Here is an 18317-nt window from a genome sequence, read left to right on the forward strand (position 1 = left end):
CCCGGTCGGCAGTTAATGGGTGTTACGTCCGACCGGGACGGTCGGCATTACTCAGACCTTAATGATTTAACTGGATTCATCAAGGCAGCTTTGATACTTTGGAAGCTGATGGTCAGTAGGGCAATCCCAATCGCCAGCCCACCGGCCAGAGCGAATATCCACCACTCGATATCAATCTTATAGGCGAAATCCTGTAACCATCGGTTCATGGCATACCAGGCAATGGGTGTGGTGATGATAATGGCGATCAGTACCGGTTTCAAAAAATCTTTGGAAAGCAGGGCTACAACGCTTCCGGCTGATGCCCCCAATACTTTACGGACACCAATTTCCTTGGTCCGCTGTTCAGCCGCGAAGGTGGCTAATCCAAACAAACCTAAGCAGGAGATGAAAATGGCCAGAATGGCAAAGTAGTTCGCTAACTGACTGACCATCTGCTCGCTTTGATAGAGTTTGGTGAACTCCAGATCAGAGAACTGATACGTAAACGGAAAACTGGGATTCAACTCTTTGCTGACTTTTTCCAGTCCAGCCAGCGCTTCTTTTGTTTTTCCTGGTTCCGTACGGACCAGAATTGTCCCCCAGCTTCTTTTTTCATCCAGACGAATAATCAGAGGTTCAATGGTCTCGTGCATGGAGCTGAAGTGGAAGTCTTTCAACACACCAATGATTTTGCCCTTTCGGTCGCCCCAGGATAGCGGTTGATCAACGCCCGTTTTGTACCCCATTTTCGCTAAGGCTGCCTCGTTCACCAGGAAGCCTACGGAGTCGATGCCAAACGCTTTTGAGAAGTCGCGCCCTTCCTTTAGCGTTAGCCCGGCGGCTTTCACGAAATCATAGCCCACCGTCTCATCGGCAAACGATGTAGCCTGGTTCGGATCTTTGCCCGGCCATGAGAAATCGCCGGTATGGTGCGAAATGATCGTAGGGGTGCCGCGCATTCGGGAGACTGTCAGCACACCAGGCATTTTACCGGCTTCTTCTTTAAACAGATCATATTTTTTGCCAATCTCACCCTCTAACGGAATGTAAATCAGGTTTTCGCGATTGTAGCCGAGGTTCTTTGTCTGGATGTAATTCATTTGCCGATACATCACAATCATGCCTACCACAAGCAGTACAGAAAGACCAAACTGAAACACAACCAGTGCCTTTCGGAAATTCGTTGCTCCCGGACTAAACCGCAGGCTTCCTTTCAAGACCCGAACCGGATTTAGGGCTGACAGGAAAAGGGCGGGATAACTCCCTGACACAAACCCTGTAACTAAAAGTAAACCCAACAGCGTAGACCAGAAGATGGGTTGCGTAATCGGCAAGGCGAGTTGCTTTCCGGTAAGGTTGTTAAAGGCTGGAAGAATCAACACAACCAGGCTAATCGCGACCAGCATGGCAAGGCAGGTGATCAGCATAGCCTCGCCCACAAATTGCCCCATCAGTGCTGTACGAGCCGCCCCAATAGCCTTCCGAACGCCAACCTCTTTGGCCCGTTTCGCCGAACGCGCTGTGGCCAGATTCATGAAATTGATGCAGGCAATGAGCAGAATGAACATAGCGACGAAGCTGAATAGTCTTACGTATTCGATTCTTCCACCTTCGATCTGCCCATTTTTAAACGTCGAGTGAAGGTATTTTTCAGGGTAGGCCTGTAAGGCTAGCTCAACACGAAATGATTTGTTTTTTGGTAAATAGCGATGAATGAAATCCTTGATTTTAGCCTCTACCTTAACTGGATCAGCCTCCGGTCGCAGTTGAATAAAAGCAGACGGATTGTAGTTACCCCAATTATGAACCCAGTCATTTTCTTTTACAAAAGCGGTCCAGGTTCGCAAAAAGTCAAACTGCTGCGACGAATTGGCTGGTATATTTTCAAAAACGGCCGTTATCGTAAGGTCTTCTTTATTTTCATAGCGAATGGCTTTCCCAATGGCTTTTTCCGGGCTTCCAAAAAACTGATCCGCCATTTTTCGAGAAATCGCAATGCCATTAGGAGAGTCTAATGCTGTATTGGGATTCCCGGCCAGAAGTGGATAACTGAACATTCTGAAAAAATCGGCCCCTGCATAATTTCCCTCAACCTTGTTCACGGTAGAGCCAACCTGGAACGTAACTGGGCGAGTCCAATCCAGACCGCTGGCATACTGCACCTCTGGAATAACCCGTTTGAGTTCATCGGCTAACAGCCCTTGTGTTTCATAGGCAGCTTCAACTTTGCCATCATAGTACTTCCGTTCATAGACTTGATAGAGGTTTTTTCCATTCGCATGGAAACCATCTACGCTACGTTCGTCCTGAACCCACAGCAAAATGAGCAGACTACACGCCATACCGAGGGCAAGCCCTGCTATGTTGATCCCCGAAAAGCCTTTGCTGCGTGTGATATTCCGCCAGGCGATTTTGACATAGTTACGTATCATGGTTGTATTTGTCGGTTGAGGGTATTCAGTAGTATGTTGTCGTCTCAGTAAAGAAGGTCGCAGTAGGCTCAGTACATCCTGCATGTAACGCAACCGCGCCTTCCGTTCGCCCAGCAACCGAACCCGTTGCTGGAACAGTTCATCCAAATCTCCTTCCATCTCGTCCACCCGGTGGGGGGCGCAGAACAGATGCAGGAGGTAAGTGGCCAGGCGGGGCGGGGGGCGATGGTTTGGTTTCATTGCAGAGAGTAGTGGGTTTGGTTTTACCCTTTGGCTCATGCCCTTACCCCAGGGCTGTTAAGTGCTGTATTTTAGCCCCTCTCCCGTTTTGGGAGAGGGGTTGGGGTGAGGGGAACATGGCTCAACTTGGCGTTTTCCCTCACCCCCGACCCCTCTCCCAAAACGGGAGAGGGGGGGAAGCAGGTAATTCATTCCGACCGTAGGGAGGTCACCGGGTTCATTAACGCGGCTTTGATGGCCTGAAAACTGACGGTTAGCACAACGATTAGGAGCGATGATACCAAGGTTAGGATGAAGACTCCGGCGCCGATGACGATGCGGTAGTTATAATCCTGCAACCATTTGTCCATCGCGTACCAGCCAATGGGTGCCCCAATGATGAAAGCAATGCCCAGCAACTGTATGAAGTCTTTGGTTAACAGGCGAATGATGCTAGGCACGCTGGCTCCTAATACTTTACGAACCCCGATTTCTTTGGTACGTTGCTGAGCAGTGTACGCGGCTAAACCAAATAGGCCCAGGCAGGAAATAAAAATGGTCAACCCTGTAAACAGACTTGTTAGCAAACCAGTACGTTGTTCGTCGGCAAATTTGGCTTTGTACGACTCGTCGGCGAACGTGTATTCGAAGGGATAGCCGGGATTGTATTTCTTAAAGACGGTCTCGGCAAGTTCCAGATTTTGAGCCGTAGTGTTCGATGGATTTAACCGAATGCTTACCCAGTCTAGCGGGACTGAACCTTTAGGACCATGCACGACAACCGGATTGACGGCCTCATAAGGGGACGCAAAGATGAAATCCTTTACAACGCCTATCACCTGCCAATTTTGGTTGCCGAATGATATAGCTGTTCCAACCGGAGTCTTCAAATGCATCGTTTTTACGGCGGTTTCGTTGAGCAACACAGCCGACGAATCCGTTGGATAGTGCCGAACGTCGATCTCTCGACCCACAATCAATTTCGTGCCGGTCGTTTTTAGAAAATCAGCATCGGCGGCAAAGCGGTCAAACTCAACATCTTTGTCGGCTTTTGTACTGCCAGGCCACGAAAGTCCCCACTGCCGGGAATTTATTGACGTAATGGGACCAAGTGATTTGCTCACCGCTACAGCTGCCCCGCTTTGAATCAGCTCTTGTTGGAGAGAGCCATAATGCGTTGACAGGTCGCCGGTTAGGTACGAAAACAGCAGGTTATTCTTGTCGTAACCACTTTCCCGGTTTTGTGCGTAGTTGATTTGATGCTTGATTACCAACGTAGCGATAATCAGCACAATAGCGAAGGTGAACTGTGCAATCACCAGTCCTTTTCTGGGCGAGAATACCGCATGGACAGACTGAGGAATTCCCTTCATCACTTTGACCGGCTGGAAATTAGCGAGGAAAAAAGCGGGGTAACTTCCGGCCAGCAACCCTGTGAACAGAACGAAAGCAAGCGCTGTGAGCCAAAAGTTAAGCGATCCAAGCGATAAGGTTAATTGCTTGTCAGTTAAGTCATTGAAGGTCGGCATAAACAACACAATCAGGAGTAGGGCCAGGATGCCGGACAGAAAAGCCAGCATGACCGACTCACTGATAAATTGAAAAATAAGCGCTGACTTCTGGGCACCCGCTACTTTTCGGACACCTACTTCCTTGGCTCGTTTTTCGCTTCGGGCGGTGCTTAAATTGATGAAGTTGACAGCTGCAATCAGCAGGATAAAGGCCGCAATGATGCCGAATAAACGTACCGTAACGATACTTCCTTCTGTAAGCTGCCCGTTTTCCTGTTTGGAATACAAATGCCATTTGCTGGCCGGATGAAGGAAAATCTGCCGGTTCGATACGTCGTCGATTTCGCCTTTGAGGTGGTTGGCCGTAAGACGTTTGATCTTCTCATTGACAACATCCGAATTAACCTTGTCTTTCAACAGAACATAGGTATAGTTGTTATTCGAAGCCCACCCGTCTGAATCCCAGCTAGGCGTCACAAAAGCCGTCCAGGGAAGCAGAAAGGATACATTATTAAACTGGGTATTATTGGGCAGATCGTCTAATACGCCCGTTACCGAAAAGCTATCCTTATGATCGAGCTGCACAACTTTGCCTATGGCATCCGTTGTCCCGAACAGTTTTTCGGCCAGAGATTTCGTAATAATGATTCCGTTGCTCCCCGAAAGGACTTTCTCCCGATTGCCCGAGAGTAAGGAAAAATCAAATAGACTTAGAAACGATGGATCAGCATAAGCACCTTCTGAATTTAGTTTTTTATCGGCCGCCGTCAGCAGGAAACCTGTAGGCCGGAATCGGGAAGCATCCTCGATATCAGGATAATCCTGTTTTAATTCAGGGGCTAATGGCTTGGGTGTAGTGCCCCAGACCTGCGCATTTCCACTAAATACATCCCGGTTATAGACTTGAAATAGTCGATCCGTTTTGCTGTAAAAGCGGTCGTAGTTCAGCTCACTTTGTATCCACAGAAAAATAAGCGCCGAGGCCGCCATTCCGACAGCAAGTCCAGCAATGTTGAGCGATGCATAGCCTTTGGCCCTCATCAGATTCCGCCAGGCGATTTTGACATAATTTTGGATCATGTTGGGAGTCAGAAAAAAAGGTTGGGGGTATTCATTAGTTAGTTGTCGTTTTACCAAGGAAGGGCGTATTAGGCTGGGTCGCATCAGGCTGGGTCGCACTAGGCTCATTACATCCTGCACATAACGCCAGCGAGCTTTTCGAAGGCCGAGCAGGTCGACCCGTTGCCAGAATAGTTCCTCTAAATCGTCTTCCAGTTCGTCGACCCGATGAGGAGCGCAGAACCAACGCATCAGGTATCTTGCCCAGCGAGGGCTGCTAGTCGCTTTCATGTCCAGACTGTGGTTGGAATAGATTCCCACATCTGATTGCGTACCTGCCGAATCTCCTGTAGTGCCCGGCGACCAGCTGCCGTAACAGAATACAGTCGCTTGCTACGTCCTCCTCGTTCGGCGGTCATCCCACCCAGTTCTGAGGTTACCAATCCTTTCTCGCCGAGACGATTCAGCGCCGAGTGAACCGCACCCAGATTGACTGAGCGATTCATTTGCTGCTCAATCTCCGTGACAACAGTCGCTCCATAGGCGTCTCCCGACCGAATAGCCACCGCCAGCAACACGACCTCCTCAAATTCGCCTAAGTAAGTCCCCTTCATCAGAATATATTAGTTGTGTATATGTATAACAAATGCTTGGCCAAACTAAAAAAAGTGCCACCCCGATCAGGAATGGCACTTTTTTATTTTTTACGATAAATTAGATTGTCCAAAAACGGACAGTTTTTGTACGCATCTGGACAGGAGTTTTTTAAATTTCGAGCTTGTCTTTGCCCAGAATTCGTGCCCGATGTTGAGTTCCCCACTGACGCAAGGCCTCGATAACGCTATCCAAAGAATGACTGTATTCGGTCAACTCATACTCGACCGTAACCGGTGTTGTAGCATATACGTGTCGTACCGCGAACTCATTCATCTCCAGTTCCTTCAGTTCTTTGCTGAGGACTTTGGCCGTAATGCCCGTAACCAGTCGCTGCAACTCCCGAAAGCGTCTTGGGCCCTCTCTTAAGGCAATAATGATCGGGAGTTTCCATTTTCCATTTAATACGTAGAGTGCGTCCTGTACGGCTTGCAAACTCTGGTTGCAGGCAGCGGTGGAATGCATTGTGCGAAAGTCCGCTGCCGGAATAACTTCTTCAATGACTGTGCTCATAGACTAAAGGTACTAGGACAGACTTAATTGACCATGCGGTATCCTGAAAGAAAGCGGTATCCTTTGGGATACTGATAACAAATAGATAGCAGCTTTAAGTAGGTTTGCTGCATCAATACGTAGCCAGCGAAGGCTACCTTAAAACTGTACGAACCATGAATTCAAAAGTAATGCGTATTCTGACCATCGTGATGACCATTCTGGCAGCGGGGATGGCTATTTTGAGTGGTGTCATGAAGTTGACCCAGTCGCCCCAGGTGATGGAAAGCCTTAATAAAGTAGGAGTGGGGTCTCACGTCATACAGTTGGGCCTTATGGAAATCGGCTTCGCGGCTCTTTTCCTGTATCCAAAAACGATGAAGCTAGGCTTCATTTTATTGACCTGCTACTTTGCCGGCGCCCTGGCGACTGAACTTTCGCACGGTACGCCGTTCAATGCGATTACGCCCTTGGTGTTAATCTGGATTGCCGCTTTCCTGCGAGATAAAACGATCTTTCTGCCAAAGGCGGAGGTGTAGGACATTTTGTAGAGACAAGGCATGCCTTGTCTCTACGCATTTACCCCGTCCCACATTCCAATAAATGGTATATTCCCAAACTTAATCACCGGATATACCATGAAAACCGTCGATAAACGAATCAGGGCAGGTTTACTCTTGTTTTGGGCACTTTACTTTTCAATTGTGTTTGCCAGTAATAGCGCCGATGCGCTTAATGCGTTGTCGTTACTTCCATCTAACTGGCATTTCGTTTCGGGTAATTATGGGCTGATTCAGAAAGTGGTTTCCATGTACGAGCCTCCGGTCTGGCTGTCCGGTTTTATGTTTGCGGGCGTCATACTCTGGGAAGCAGTTGGGGCAGTTCTTTTCTGGAAAGCGTTTGGGGTAACCCTTCGGCAGAATCAAAAACAGAGCGTTATGGTACATGCAGCCTTCGGAATCACGATTGGCCTATGGGCCGCGTTCATTCTGGCCGACGAAATCTTTCTGACGTACCTACTCGGCGGATTAGCATCAACGCATTATAACCTTCTGCTGGCCGAACTGGCAACGTTTATCCTGATTCGGCTGCTGGATTAATGGCGTGGAGCGCGGGGCTGTTAAGCCCCTCTCCCGTTTTGGGAGAGGGGTTGGGGTGAGGGAAACGCCAAGCTATTCACTTCGCAAACTCTTTACTGGATTCATCAGAGCCGCTTTGATGCTTTGAAAACTGACCGTTAGCAAGGCAATGCTTATGGCCAAAGCCCCCGTTAGAGCGAATACCCACCATTCGATGTCGATACGGTATTTGTAGGATTGCAGGAACTTGTCCATCATATACCAGGCTAGGGGCGATGCGACTAAGAAGGCGATGAATACCAGCATCAGGAAATCTCGGGAAAGCAACGAGACAATGTTGGGTACCGTCGCGCCCAGCACTTTGCGGACGCCAATTTCCTTGATCCGTTGTTCGGCCATGAACGACGATAAGCCGAAAAGTCCCAGACAGGATATGAATATGGCCAGGATGGCGAAAATGCTTGCCAGCTTCCCGATACGTTCTTCAGCCGCGAATTTTTTGGTATACTCCTGATCGGCGAAGCGATACTCGAAGGGGGCTGCCGGATTGAGTTTCTTGAAAACGGCTTCCAGTTTAGGCAATGCTTCCCGAACGCTCACAGTAGGACTCAACTTGATATGGATAATATTGAAGCCTCGCTCTTTGGAGTCAATCATAAAAACCGTGGGCGTAACTGGCTCAAAAGGGGAAGTCATGACCATATCCTTCAGAACCCCAAGCACTTTCCAGTTTTTACCATGCCATTTAATAATCTCACCGACCGGGTTCTTTAAACCAGTTAGTTTAACCGCGGCTTCGTTTAGCAGAAACGTTGACGAGTCGCTTGTGAACTGGCGAGAGAATTCGCGGCCTTCCTTGACTTTCCAGCCGACTACTTTTCCGAAATCGGGCGTGACCAATATGGTGCCGAACGAGGCTGCCCGGTTGGGGTCTTTGCCGCGCCAATCCAGATTATTGGCCGATGACCAAATGCCCGTGATTGGGCTCGACGATTCGCCCATATCGGCAACAACGCCCGTTTCTAATAGCTCATTCCGAACGGCATCATAGTTTCCCTGTATTTCGGGCGTATTCATCGTGATGTTAATCAACCCCTCCCGACTGTACCCAATTGGTCGGTTTTTTGCGAATTGAATCTGACGGAAAACGATGATTGTTCCGATAATCAGCGTGACTGAAACCGTGAACTGAATGACGACCAGTACTTTGCGCGGAATGGAGGCAAAACGCCCGATGTTGAATGTGCCTTTGAGTACTTTAATCGGCTGAAAGGAAGATAGATACAGCGCTGGATAACTTCCAGCTACCACACCTGTAAACAGACTGAATCCGATACTGAGGAGCCAGAATCGCGCATCTGTCCAGGGCATCACCAGTTGCTTGTCGGCCACTTCGTTGAAATAAGGAAGGATGAGCCACACCACCGCTAATGATAGCCCGAATGCCAACGCCACAACCAGAAATGATTCGCTAAAAAACTGGCTGATCAACTGGCCCCTCAGCGAGCCAATCGCTTTCCGAATTCCCACTTCTTTAGCTCGTTTTTGAGAGCGGGCCGTACTCAGATTCATGAAATTGATGCAGGCTAGCAGCAATACAAATACACCAATAATACTGAAAAGCCAGACAAACTGAATTCGCCCACCGGTATTGACGCCGTTCTCCCAGGTCGAATACAAATGCCATTGATTCATAGGATACAGGAAGAGTGCCGACTGGGTTTTATCCTGCGTGTGGATGCGAAACAGGTCTTTTATTTTCACCGAAACGTCGTCAAAACGGCTGTTCGGATTGAGCTGCGTAAAGATCCCGAATGAGCTACTACGCCAATTATTTTTATCCTCTTTGTCCTCAAAGAGCAGGTCGATCGGTGCAACGAACGTAACCTCTGCAAACGCTGAATTGCGGGGTAAATCTTCATAAACACCCGTTACCTGCACGGTGTATTTATTGCCAATTTTAACCGCTTTCTGTAGCGGATCAGCATCACCGAACAGCGCTTTTGCAACTGATTCCGACAGTAGAACAGAGCCAGGATCTTTCAAGCCTGAACGTGTTCCCTTGATCATTTTTAGCGTCATTAATTCGGGAAATTCCGATTCGGCGTAGGTTCCAAGTTTCGTGAATTTCTTGTCCTTATAGGCAATGATCTGATCAAAACTAGCCGTAGCAGCCACCACGTATTTGAAATCGTTGGGATATTTCGTTCGAATCTCCTGACTTAACGGCATGGGCAATGAGGTGAGGGTTTCAATACCGCCCTCTAGCGTCTCATTCTCCATTACCTGCGCAATTCGATCATGGTTCTGATGGTACGTATTGAACGATAGCTCATCGTAAACCCATAGGCCAATGAGCATCGCAACAGACATGCCTACCGCTAAACCAACAATATTGATGGCTGAATAACTCTTGTTGCGAACGAGGTTCCGCCAGGCGATTTTGACATAATTTCGGATCATAATCGGGTTCGTGATATAGGGTGTTGAATACTGTTTGTCTTGTCGTTTAATGGCAAATGGCTTCATAAATCCCAGCACATCCCACCAGTAGCGCCAGCGTGCCCGACGCAGACCGATTCGCTCAATCTGGTAGGCAAACTCCTCATGCAAATCCCCCTGCACTTCCTCCAGACGATGGGGAGCGCAAACGAGTTTGAGCAGATAATCGGCTAAGGGTGGTGGTTGCATAGAATTTAGACTATTCGGAACGTAGTGATTTAACCGGATTCATTAAGGCGGCTTTGATACTCTGAAAACTGATCGTCAGCAATGTAACGAGTAAGGCTCCGGCACCTGAAGCGGCAAAAATCCACCAGGAGATGTCCGTTCGATAGTCGTATTTCTGAAGCCAGTTATCCAGGAAATAATAGGCTATCGGACTGGCAATAGCGAATGCAATCAGCACCAGTAACACAAAGTCCTTTGATAGTAACCCCCAGACATTCAGTACCGATGCGCCCAACACCTTTCGAATGCCAATTTCTTTGGTACGTTGTTCGGCCATGAACGAGGCTAGCCCAAACAGACCCAGACAGGAAATGAAAATCGCCAGAATGGCAAAAAATGAAGCCAGGGTGCCGATACGTTCTTCTGTGGCAAACTTGAGTGCGTATTCCGTATCCACGAAATCGTAGTTGAAAGGGGAGGATGGACTGTATTTTTTGAAAACCGTTTCGATAGCCTGCAACGCCTGAGTGGCGCTGGCGGTAGGGTTGATGCGAATGGTCACGAACGGCGCCGAACGTCTTTGTATAAAATAGACAGCTTGTTTAACCGGTTCATAGGGTGATGACATAAGCATATCGTCCACAACCCCAATCACGTTGAAACGTCGGTCATTCCAGAGAACGGCTTCACCAATCGGCTGCTTCAATCCCATGAACTTGACGGCTGCTTTATTAATAACAATGCCGGACGAATCAGTAGAGAATGTTCTGGAAAAGTCTCGCCCAGCGCTAAATTTCCACCCGACTGTTTTGCCATAATCATGTGATACACCAACCGTAACAAACTCGGTCTGCAAACTGGGGTCTTTGCCTTTCCAGTTGAATCCCGTATTCATAGACCAGATATCTGTTGGTGGCCCCTGCGATTCGGCAATGGAGACAACTGTACCCGTTTTTACTAATTCATCGTGAACGGCATCGAAATGGTCGTGAATATCTGGCGTATAGATGCGCATCATGATCAGCCCTTCCCGATTGTAGCCAATTGGCCGATTTTTGGCGTGGAGAATCTGCCGATACACAACGATGGTTCCAACAATTAGCGTTACCGAAACCGTAAATTGCAGCACAACCAGTACTTTCCGGGGAATAACCGCCATACGCCTGTTTCCAATGCCCAACAACGTTCCTTTGAGCACCTTGATGGGTTGAAAAGAAGACAGGTATAAAGCGGGATAACTACCAGCTAATATCCCTGTCAACAGGCAAAACCCGAGTCCGAACGCCCAGAAGAAAGGACTTACCCAGGGAATGATCATTTTTTTGCTGGCAACGTCGTTGAAAAATGGTAAACTAAGTTGGGCCAGTAAAAGAGCCAGCACCGATGCAATCCCCACCACCAAAAACGATTCACTAAAAAACTGGCTAATCAACTGCCTCCGTCGCGAACCGATTGCCTTACGAATACCAATCTCCTTGGCACGCTTTTCACTACGTGCCGTGCTCAGATTCATAAAATTGATGCAGGCCAGCGTCAGAACAAACAGGCCGATAATGCCAAACAACCACACAAACTCGATGCGGCCACCGGCATTGATGCCATTTGTCCAATCGGAATACAAATGCCACCGACTCATGGGGTACAACGTCAACTCACGGTTGAATTTGTCTTCGTCTTTGTCGCCTTTACCCCGTTGAATCTGTCTGATTTTTTCAGAAACAGCTTCCATCGTAGCTTTTTCGGCAAGCTGGACAAAAATCTGAAAGGAGTTTTGCGCCCATTCATTCTCATCCTGCGCCTGTTTGACCCAGCCCGTTGATGAAACATATAAATCCCAGGGAGCAATAAATAGAAGCTCCTGAAAATCTGAGTTATACGGTAGGTCTTCGTAAACGCCGGTAACTTTGACGGCCAATTGATTGTCGATTTTGACCAGTTTATTCAGTGGATTGACCGAGCCAAAGAGCGCTTTTGCGACCGATTCAGACAGTAAGATGGAAGACGGTTCCTGCAAACCCGAACGACTACCTTTCAGCATTTTCAGGGTCAAAAGCTCGGGCGTTTCGGGCGACATGAAATTGCCCATTTTGGTGAGCTTGGTATTGCCAAATGTCAAGATATGCCTGGTTGTCCAGGAGGCAAGTAGTATGTTTTTGAAATCAGTCCCATACTGGCTCTGTAGTTCTTTGCGTAACGGAATTGAGACGCCATGATTTGTCAGAATTTCACCGTTGACAGTTCGCTGATTCATGACCTGGGCAATACGACCATAGTTTTCATGATACGTATTGAAGGTCAACTCATCGTACACCCAAAGGCCAATTAGTAGAGCAACCGTCATGCCTACAGCCAATCCGCTGATGTTAATGAACGAATACGCTTTATTCTTCGTCAGACTACGAAACGCGATTTTGAGATAATTTCGGATCATCACTGGATTGATTAGATGAGTTGTTGAATAAGCTTCTGATTTCCGTTTAATGGCAAATGACCATCCAGTCGGGGGTTTAATAAATCCAAGCACATCCCGCCAGTAGCGCCAGCGTGCCCGTCGTTCGCCAATCTGCTCAACCTGATAGGCGAATTCCTCATGCAAATCCCCCTGCACTTCCTCCAATCGGTGGGGAGCGCAAAAGAAGCGAAGTAGGCGGTCAGCTAAAGGTGGTGGAGCCATAATGTAGTGCCGACCGTCCCGGTCGGGTGTAGTTATAGAAAGTAGTTTTATTTGTTTTTACACCCGACCGGGACGGTCGGCGCTACTCGTTACGCAATGATTTAACTGGATTCATCAGTGCGGCTTTCACACTTTGGAAACTGACTGTCAGTAAGGCAATTCCAATCGATAGTATACCTGCCAAAGCAAATACCCACCAGCCAATGTCAACCTTATACGCAAAGTCCTGAAGCCATGTATGAGTGGCCCACCACGCAATGGGCGATGCGATGACGATGGCAATCAGAACGGGTTTCAGGAAGTCTTTCGAGAGTAGCGCCACAATGCCCGGAATGGATGCACCCAACACTTTGCGGACGCCAATTTCCTTTTGGCGTTGCTCGGCGGCAAACGCACTTAGACCGAAAAGTCCCAGACAGGCAATCAGAATGGCTATAACGGCAAATGCCATAAATAGCTGTTCAGTACGTTGTTCAGCGCGGTACATCGCGTCGAAATCGTCATTTAAAAAGGAATAGGCAAACGGCCGATCAGGAGCAATCTGTTTCCAGGTTTTCTCAATGGTAGCAAGCGCCGAAGCCACATCGGTCGTATTGAGCCGGAAAGAAACAGCAGATAAATAGGGTTCGATATGGCCACCCAACATACTAGCATCCACCACTAAGCCTAGTGGTTCGATGGTGTTCCGAAGTGATTCATAATGAAAGTCCTTCACCACACCAATAATCGTCAGTTTCTCACCACCAGTCAAATGAATGCTTTTCCCGACTGGGTTTTGATACCCAAATCGTTTGGCGGCACTCTCGTTAATAATGACCGCCTGCTTATCGGCAAGACGTCCGGCTGTAAAATTCCGACCCTTCAGGAGTTGCATGCCCAGTGTAGCGATATAATCTGGATCGACCTGCCACTCCTCCATGCCTACCGATTGCTTTTGATCCGTTTCGTTTTCCGCATACCACATGTCATTCCAGCGGTTCGACGTAACGGGAAGAAAACCACTCACAGTCCCCGTTTTTATGGCAGGACTTCGTAGCACTTCATGCTTGAAGGTGGTCACTTCCTGTTCCGTCGATTGAGCTGTATTGATGACAACGACCTGTTCTTTATTGAATCCCAGTTTCTTCGTCTGGATATACTGCATTTGCTGGTTGATGAGCAACGTACCAATAATGAGCAATACTGAGAGCGAAAACTGGAAAACCACTAAATAATTGCGCAGGCTCTGGCGTCCGGGCATTACCCATAATTTACCTTTCAGCGCTGTAATGGGTTTGAATGAAGAGAGGTATAAAGCGGGATACAAACCAGCCAGAATACCGATAGCTCCTGAGCCTGCTAACAGGTAAAGAATGGATGGTGCCTCAATCAATTGGTTAAATGTCAGATTTTTAGCCGCTAGCGTATTGAACATAGGTAACAGGAAATAGACCAGACCTATACCGACCAGTAAGGCAAAAAAAGTGGTTAGTAATGACTCCGACAGGAATTGTAGAACCAGCTCTGCTCGGGTTGAACCCGCTACTTTGCGAACCCCCACTTCCCGCGCCCGTTTGGCTGATCGGGCCGTTGTCAAATTGATAAAATTAAAGACAGCAATCAGCAGAATGAATAGGGCAATCACTAAGAAAAGATAGACATATTCGATGCTGTTGTTGGGCGAAAGCTCCCCGTCCCGATCCGAATACAAATGAATTCTGGTCAGAGGCATCAGCGAGTAATTGAAATAATTACCCGCTTTTCGGGTTTCTGCCAGCGTGGTGTTAAAGAAGCGCTGTAATGCCGGATCAACGTATGTTTGGAGGATACGCTCGAACTTAGCCTCTACCAATTGAGGGTTGGTGCCGGGCCTGAGCAACACATACGTATTGAAAATATGGTTTCCCCACTTATTGACTTTAGCATCTTTTGTTTCGTGCAAAGGCAGAATAAAGTCGCCCTGAACATGCGACTGTGCGGGAAGGTCTTCAATGACCCCCGTTACCCGCCTGACATCGTTGTCATCGAAAACCAGTACCCGATTCAGGGCATCCGTAGTGCCGAAGTACTTTGTAGCCGTACGCGCCGTAATAACGACCGACTGCGGCTCAGTTAGTGCTTTCTTCGGATTGCCCGCCAGCATAGGCAGCGTAAACACATCGAAAACAGTTGAGTCAGCATATAGCACACCATTCTCCCGGATGATTGTGTGATCACTTTTTACCAGATGGCTACCGTATTTGCCTAACCGGGTGGCTTCCTCTACTTCGGGGAAATCCCGTTTTAGCGTTTGGCCCATTGGTGTAGGAGATCTTGCCGTTTGTATGCCTTTGAGAGAGAAACTGATGTCGCTGTTGATCCGGTAAATACGGTCGACTTTTTCGTGATAACGGTCGTAACTCAATTCGTCGGCTACGTAAAGGATACTGAGCAGACTCACGGCCAAACCAAGTGCCAGACCGAAGATTGTCAGCGCCGAGTACCCTTTACTTTGGCTCAGATTTCGAAACGCGATTTTGAAATAGTTACGTAGCATATCCGTAGTCGATGGATTTTGATAAGGGCCGGAATGTCGTAAAAAACCAGGGGCCACTGTTGGTTTACGTTTGATAATAGAGAGTTTAACGAATCCAAGCACATCTCGCCAGTACCGCCAGCGTGCCTGCCGTTCACCAATACGTTCCACCTGCCAGGCAAACTCCTCATGCAAATCCCCCTGCACTTCCTCCAGGCGATGGGGAGCGCAAAAGAGTTTGAGCAGATAGTCAGCTAAGGATGGCGGAGCCATAATGTAGTACCGACCGTCCCGGTCGGCCGATTAAATTTAATTCACACCCGACCGGGACGGTCGGCGCTACTCACTACGCAATGATTTAACTGGATTTATTAACGCAGCTTTTAGCGCCTGAAAACTGACAGTCAGTAACGTAATGGCTAATGCGCCCGCGCCGGTTACCGCAAAAATCCACCACGAAATGGTTTCGCGGTAGGGGTATTTCTGCAACCATTGCTCCATAAAATACCAGGCAAGCGGGGCCGCTATCAGACAAGAGATTCCCACCAGAAGCACGAAATCTTTCGACAGCATTTGCCACAGATTGGCCACGGAAGCCCCCAGCACTTTCCGAATTCCGATTTCCTTGGTACGTTGTTCGGCCACGAACGACGCCAATCCGAACAACCCCAGACACGAAATGAAAATCGCCAGAATAGCAAAAAAAGTGGCCAGCTTGCTGATTCGGTCTTCGGCGGCAAATTTTTTGGCGTATTCTTCGTCAACAAACTTATAATCGAATGGAGCTGAGGGAATCAGACGGGTAAGTACAGCTTCAATTTTCGGCAATGCTTCACTGGCAGCCACACCTGGTTTTATCCGTATGCTCATCCAGTTAACCCGCCCATTATGGCCTTTTAGATAAAAGACAGCGGGTTTGATAGGCTCGTATGGCGACTCCATCACCATATCTTTTACTATACCCAGAATGTGATAATGCAACGGAGGTCGATCACCTGCCCACCAGTTCCAGGTAACGGGTGCACCTATGATTGGTCCGCCATTGCGGTTTTTCAAGCCCATGTATTTTGCTGCGGCCTCGTTGATGATCATTCCCGTGGAGTCGCTTAGGTAGTCTCTGGAAAAATCCCTTCCGGCCACAAATTGCCAGCCTACGGTTCGTCCGTGTTCGGGAGTTACGGCCAGCGTTCCGAAGCTTTCAGTATCATTGGGATCTTTGCCTTTCCAGTCAATGGAGTTGCCGGAATAGACTTCGGTAACCGGACCCATCGACTGCGACATGTTGCTGACGACACCTGTCTTTTTTAGCTCATCTTGCAGCACGTCATATTTTCCATAAAAATCCTCTGACTTCATGCGCATGGTAATCAGACCCTCTCGGGTATAACCCACAGGTCGGCTTTTCGCAAATTGAATCTGCCGATACACGATGATGGTGCTGATAATCAGGGTGACCGATACCGTAAATTGAACGACCACCAGCACTTTACGGGGCGCTGTAGCAAATCGTCCAACCCGAAAGGTGCCTTTGAGAACTTTAACGGGCTGGAAAGAGGATAAATACAACGCTGGATAACTACCCGCCAGTAGACCAGTGATAAAAATAAAGCCCAGACTGATGGCCCAAAACCAGACATTACCCCAGGGTATCGTCATTTGCTTGGCGGCTAACCCATTGAACCAGTTAAGTGAACTAGTTACCAGCAACAACGCTATGAGCAGCGCCAGGGTGACGACTAAAAACGATTCACTAAAAAACTGGCTGATCAACTGGCCGCGTACGGAGCCAACGGCCTTGCGAATACCGACCTCCTTGGCTCGTTTCTCGGAACGGGCGGTACTCAGATTCATGAAATTGATGCAGGCCAATAGCAGGACAAACGCACCAATAACGCCAACCAGCCATACCATCTGAAGGGGTGCTTTATTCGTTTCGCCGTGGTCGCCGTATGGAAACAGATGCCACCGACTCATAGGATTCAGGAAAACCTGCGGGTGGCGCTCCCGTTCTTCTGTAAAGTTGGCCAGATTTTTAAGCTCAGCATCTTTTATTCGATCCGAGACCTGATCAAAACTCAACTCCGACGGAATCTCTGCGTAGATCCGGATAAAATGATTTCGCCAATCGTGAACGGCCCGTTCTTCTATCCAGGGATTTAGCGTGAGAAACAGAGACCAGGGCGCGAGAAACTTTGCTTCCTGGAATTCAGTATTCAACGGCAAATCATCAAAGACTCCCACCACTTTCACCTGTGTTTTGTTGTTCATCGAAATGACTTTGCCCAGCGGATCAGTCTCGCCAAAAAGCGCCTGAGCTGTTTTGGCCGAAAGCATGATGGTATTGAGATCATTCAGACCCGCACGTGTGCCCTGAATCATGTTCAGGCTGAGCATATCCGGCGCATCCGAATCCATAAATTGCCCGGTGCTGGATATCTTGGTTTCGCCTGTTGAGAGGATAAATTCGCGTACTGACGATGCCCGTACAAGATGTTTGAACGTCTTGGCGTAGTTTGTTTTAAGTTCGGTCGATAGCGGATAGACCATTGTTTGGCCAACCCCGAATTCTCCTCTGTAGGTTTGACTTTTCACCACCTGCGCTATGCGGTCATAATTTTGATGGTATTTGTTGAAGGATAATTCATCCCAGATCCAGAGGCCATTCAGCATGGCCACCGCCATACCAACCGCTAGTCCACCGATGTTAATGGCTGAATACCCCTTGTTTCTAGCCAGATTCCTAAACGCGATTTTGAGATAGTTTCGTAGCATAGCAGTAGTTGTTGGATTTGGGTACGCACTAACTTTACGTTTAATGGGAAATAAACTTATGAACCCGATCACATCTTGCCAGTAGCGCCAGCGTGCCCGCCGTTCACCAATGTGCCTGACCTGATACGCGAACTCCTCATGCAAATCCCCCTGCACTTCCTCCAGGCGATGGGGAGCGCAGATGAGTTTGAGGAGTTGATCGGCTAAACGGGGCGGTTTCATTTGTAGTAGTGCCGACCGTCCCGGTCGGCTGGAAAAGCTTATTTTACACCCGACCGG

Annotated in this window: 10 protein-coding genes; 2 read left to right on the forward strand and 8 right to left on the reverse strand. The window is 48.4% G+C overall.

Annotated elements, in window-relative coordinates:
* Window positions 1-47: 47 nt before the first annotated feature.
* From GO755_RS21070 to GO755_RS21085, 4 genes are all read right to left on the reverse strand, one after another.
* Entirely contained in the window at window positions 48-2654 is a 2607-nt protein-coding gene (locus GO755_RS21070) for an ABC transporter permease (protein WP_227687033.1), read from the reverse strand.
* Window positions 2655-2842: 188 nt separating this feature from the next.
* Window positions 2843-5494 (reverse strand): ABC transporter permease, encoded by a 2652-nt coding sequence (locus tag GO755_RS21075; RefSeq protein WP_157587277.1) that lies wholly within the window; start codon window positions 5492-5494, stop codon window positions 2843-2845.
* A complete protein-coding gene (locus tag GO755_RS21080; RefSeq protein WP_157587278.1) occupies window positions 5491-5817 on the reverse strand; it encodes a PadR family transcriptional regulator in 327 nt (108 codons plus the stop codon). Before GO755_RS21080 ends, GO755_RS21075 begins: the two co-directional genes overlap by 4 nt.
* A 151-nt stretch (window positions 5818-5968) precedes the next feature.
* A complete protein-coding gene (locus GO755_RS21085; protein ID WP_157587279.1) occupies window positions 5969-6370 on the reverse strand; it encodes a winged helix-turn-helix transcriptional regulator in 402 nt (133 codons plus the stop codon).
* A gap of 155 nt (window positions 6371-6525) precedes the next feature.
* On the opposite strand from GO755_RS21085, the gene GO755_RS21090 reads away from it, so the two are divergent.
* A complete protein-coding gene (locus tag GO755_RS21090; RefSeq protein WP_157587280.1) occupies window positions 6526-6888 on the forward strand; it encodes a DoxX family protein in 363 nt (120 codons plus the stop codon).
* Window positions 6889-6987: 99 nt separating this feature from the next.
* Window positions 6988-7449 (forward strand): hypothetical protein, encoded by a 462-nt coding sequence (locus GO755_RS21095; protein WP_157587281.1) that lies wholly within the window; start codon window positions 6988-6990, stop codon window positions 7447-7449.
* A 72-nt stretch (window positions 7450-7521) separates the two neighbouring features.
* On the opposite strand, the gene GO755_RS21100 is transcribed toward GO755_RS21095, so the two are convergent.
* The 4 genes from GO755_RS21100 to GO755_RS21115 all read right to left on the reverse strand — a co-directional run bounded on the left by GO755_RS21100 (window position 7522) and on the right by GO755_RS21115 (window position 18260).
* Window positions 7522-10119: an ABC transporter permease gene (locus GO755_RS21100; RefSeq protein ID WP_157587282.1), complete on the reverse strand. Its 2598-nt coding sequence runs from the start codon at window positions 10117-10119 to the stop codon at window positions 7522-7524.
* Between the two features lie 10 nt (window positions 10120-10129).
* Window positions 10130-12772 (reverse strand): ABC transporter permease, encoded by a 2643-nt coding sequence (locus GO755_RS21105; RefSeq protein WP_157587283.1) that lies wholly within the window; start codon window positions 12770-12772, stop codon window positions 10130-10132.
* 82 nt (window positions 12773-12854) lie between these two features.
* Window positions 12855-15539 (reverse strand): ABC transporter permease, encoded by a 2685-nt coding sequence (locus tag GO755_RS21110; RefSeq protein ID WP_227687034.1) that lies wholly within the window; start codon window positions 15537-15539, stop codon window positions 12855-12857.
* Window positions 15540-15605: 66 nt separating this feature from the next.
* A complete protein-coding gene (locus GO755_RS21115) occupies window positions 15606-18260 on the reverse strand; it encodes an FtsX-like permease family protein (protein WP_157587284.1) in 2655 nt (884 codons plus the stop codon).
* Between the last annotated feature and the right edge of the window lie 57 nt (window positions 18261-18317).

The sequence above is a fragment of the Spirosoma arboris genome (genome assembly GCF_009754945.1).
In the GTDB taxonomy this organism is placed as follows: Bacteria; Bacteroidota; Bacteroidia; order Cytophagales; family Spirosomataceae; genus Spirosoma; species Spirosoma arboris.

Bases quoted from the DNA above. Each gene is read 5' to 3' on its own strand.
- GO755_RS21070 (WP_227687033.1), bottom strand. From the start codon at position 2,654: ATGAAACCAAACCATCGCCCCCCGCCCCGCCTGGCCACTTACCTCCTG.
- GO755_RS21080 (WP_157587278.1), bottom strand. From the start codon at position 5,817: ATGAAGGGGACTTACTTAGGCGAATTTGAGGAGGTCGTGTTGCTGGCG.
- GO755_RS21105 (WP_157587283.1), bottom strand. From the start codon at position 12,772: ATGGCTCCACCACCTTTAGCTGACCGCCTACTTCGCTTCTTTTGCGCT.
- GO755_RS21085 (WP_157587279.1), bottom strand. From the start codon at position 6,370: ATGAGCACAGTCATTGAAGAAGTTATTCCGGCAGCGGACTTTCGCACA.
- GO755_RS21090 (WP_157587280.1), top strand. From the start codon at position 6,526: ATGAATTCAAAAGTAATGCGTATTCTGACCATCGTGATGACCATTCTG.
- GO755_RS21075 (WP_157587277.1), bottom strand. From the start codon at position 5,494: ATGAAAGCGACTAGCAGCCCTCGCTGGGCAAGATACCTGATGCGTTGG.
- GO755_RS21100 (WP_157587282.1), bottom strand. From the start codon at position 10,119: ATGCAACCACCACCCTTAGCCGATTATCTGCTCAAACTCGTTTGCGCT.
- GO755_RS21095 (WP_157587281.1), top strand. From the start codon at position 6,988: ATGAAAACCGTCGATAAACGAATCAGGGCAGGTTTACTCTTGTTTTGG.
- GO755_RS21110 (WP_227687034.1), bottom strand. From the start codon at position 15,539: ATGGCTCCGCCATCCTTAGCTGACTATCTGCTCAAACTCTTTTGCGCT.
- GO755_RS21115 (WP_157587284.1), bottom strand. From the start codon at position 18,260: ATGAAACCGCCCCGTTTAGCCGATCAACTCCTCAAACTCATCTGCGCT.